General features: G+C 73.0%; 2 protein-coding genes. Both read right to left on the bottom strand.

Annotated elements, in window-relative coordinates:
* Positions 1–56 precede the first annotated feature (56 nt).
* Positions 57–1274, bottom strand: coding sequence for an acyl-CoA dehydrogenase family protein (locus ACYVE9_RS22080; RefSeq protein ID WP_461029635.1), 1218 nt, complete (start codon positions 1272–1274; stop codon positions 57–59).
* A gap of 6 nt (positions 1275–1280) precedes the next feature.
* The gene (locus tag ACYVE9_RS22075; RefSeq protein ID WP_461029634.1) at positions 1281–2303 is read right to left on the bottom strand and encodes a phosphotransferase family protein; all 1023 of its coding nucleotides are present in this window, start codon (positions 2301–2303) and stop codon (positions 1281–1283) included.
* Positions 2304–2667 lie beyond the last annotated feature (364 nt).

Raw genomic sequence — 2667 nt, 5'->3', positions numbered from 1 at the left:
CGCCTCCGGACGCCCTGCGCCCGGCCGCCCCCCGCCCCGGCGGCCGGGTGGTCCGGTCAGTCCCGGTACTTGGCGAGTTCGCGGCGGGCGAGGGAGCGCTGGTGCACCTCGTCCGGGCCGTCCGCCAGCTGCAACGTCCGTGCCGAGGCCCAGAGTTCGGCCAGCGGGAAGTCCTGGCTGACCCCGCCGGCGCCGTGCAGCTGCACCGCACGGTCGAGGATCGACACCACCGTGCGCGGCACGGCGATCTTGATGGCCTGGATCTCGGTGTGCGCCCCCCGGTTGCCCACGGTGTCCATCAGGTAGGCCGTCTTGAGCACCAGCAGCCGCAGCTGCTCGATCGCCACCCGGGCGTCGGCGATCCACTCCTGCACCACACCCTGCTGGGCCAGCGGCCGGCCGAAGGCCGAACGCGACAGCGCCCGGCGGCACATCAGCTCCAGGGCGCGCTCGGCCATGCCGATGAGCCGCATGCAGTGGTGGATGCGGCCGGGGCCCAACCGGGCCTGGGCGATGGCGAAACCGCCGCCCTCCTCCCCGATGAGGTGGTCCGCCGGCACCCGGACCCGGTCGAAGACCACCTCGGCGTGCCCGCCGTGCGAGTGGTCCTCGTAGCCGTAGACGCGCATCGCCCGGCTGACCTCGACGCCCGGCGCGTCCCTGGGTACCAGCACCATGGACTGCTGCCGTCGCGGATCGTCCGCGTCCGGTGAGGACTTGCCCATCACGATGAAGACCCGGCAGTCCGGGTTCATCGCCCCGGAGATGTACCACTTGCGCCCGGTGATCACCCACTCGTCACCGTCGCGTTCGATCCGGGTCTCGATGTTGCGGGCGTCCGAGGAGGCGACGTCCGGCTCCGTCATCGCGAAGGCCGAGCGGATCTCCCCGGCCAGCAGCGGCTTCAGCCAGCGCTCGCGCTGCTCGGCGCTGCCGAACTCGGCCAGCACCTCCATGTTGCCGGTGTCCGGCGCCGCGCAGTTGAGCGCGGTGGGGGCCAACTGCGGGCTGCGACCGGTGATCTCGGCGAGCGGCGCGTACTGGAGGTTGGTCAGGCCGGCGCCGTGCGTCGGGTCGGGCAGGAACAGGTTCCACAGGCCCAGCTCGCGGGCCCGCTGCTTCAGCTCCCCGACCACCGCGGGCGTCTGCCAGGGGGAGTCGAGGGCCGCCCGCTGCTCCTCGGCCACCGCCTCAGCTGGGAACACGTGCTCGTCCATGAAGGCCGTCAGCTGCTTGCGCAGGTTCTCGGTCCGGTCGTCGAGTGCGAAGTCCATGGCGGGTCAGCCTTTCCGCAGGGTAGTGAGGCCGTTGTCGGTGAGGACCGGGACGACGGCGCCGACGCGGTCGAAGCCGGCGCCGACGGTCTGCCCCAGGGTGTAGCGGTAGTGGATGCCCTCGCAGATCACGGCGAGCTTGAAGTAGGCGAAGGCGGTGTACCAGGCGATCCGCGACACGTCCCGCCCCGAGGCGGCCGCGTACCGCTCGATCAGCTCGGCCGGCTCGGGGTGCCCGGGCGCGTCCCGGGTGGTGCTGAGGGGCGCCCCCGCCACCTGGCGCTGCCCGCTGTACATCACGAGCAGGCCGAGGTCGGTGAGCGGGTCACCGAGCGTGGACATCTCCCAGTCCAGCACCGCCGAGATCCGGTCGTCCGGGGTGACCAGCACGTTGTCCAGGCGGAAGTCACCGTGCAGCACGGTGGGGGCGGGGGACGTCGGCAGCCGGTCGGACAAGGTGGCGTGCAGCTCGTCGATGCCGGGCAGCTCCCGGCTCCGGGACGCGTCGAGCTGTTTGCCCCAGCGGCGCAGCTGACGCTCCAGGAACCCGTCGGGGCGGCCGAAGTCCGCGAGCCCCACGTCCGCCGGGTCCACCGCGTGCAGGGCTACCAGGCTGTCGGCCAGACCGAGCACGACCTGCCGGGTCCGCTCCGGGCCGAGCGCGGCGAGCTGCTTCGCGCTGCGGTACGGCGTGCCGGCCACGAGTTCCATCACGTAGAAGGGGGCGCCGATGACGTCCGGGTCCTCGCAGAGCAGTTCGGTGCGCGGCACCGGCACCGGCGTCGGGCCGAGCGCGCTGATCACCCGGTACTCGCGGGCCATGTCGTGGGCGGTCGCCAGCACGTGGCCCAGCGGAGGCCGGCGCACCACCCAGGAGGACCGGCCGTCGCTGACGCGGTAGGTGAGGTTCGACCGTCCGCCCTCGATCAGCTCCGCGCTGAGCGGTCCCGTCACCAGACCGGGACGTGCGCTGTCCAGGTGGCCGCGCAACCGCGACAGATCGAGCCCTGGCGGATTGCCCTGGGTCATGTGCTCCTCCAACCGAGTGGGACGGACGGTCCGATCATGCCGACTAGTCGGTATGGAGTCCAGAGCTGGGCGGAGAAGGATGAGCCACGCCACTCACCGGCCTCGCCCGGCTGCCGGTCCTGCCGGCGTGACCCACCCGCCGGACCGCCCCGAGCCGTGAGCGGCCCTCCCACCCGCGGACCCGTCCGCAGGGAACACCCACGGCTGCGGCGCGGCGGTCACCACAGCAGCACGACGCCCAGGGCCGACAGCGCGAGCGTGCATCCGGTGGCGAGCCACACCGTGCCCAACCCAGGAGCGGCCGGCTGCCGTCCGCCGAGCCGCCGGAGGCGCCGGTGGGCCGCCAGGAGCAGGACCGCCCACA

Source organism: Streptomyces sparsus (assembly GCF_054776295.1).
The sequence above is the reverse complement of the archived record's forward strand: the minus strand, read 5'-3'. Positions and strand labels throughout refer to the sequence as shown.

Excerpts from the sequence above, each read along its gene's own strand:
- ACYVE9_RS22075 (WP_461029634.1), bottom strand. The coding sequence starts at position 2,303 with ATGACCCAGGGCAATCCGCCAGGGCTCGATCTGTCGCGGTTGCGCGGC.
- ACYVE9_RS22080 (WP_461029635.1), bottom strand. The coding sequence starts at position 1,274 with ATGGACTTCGCACTCGACGACCGGACCGAGAACCTGCGCAAGCAGCTG.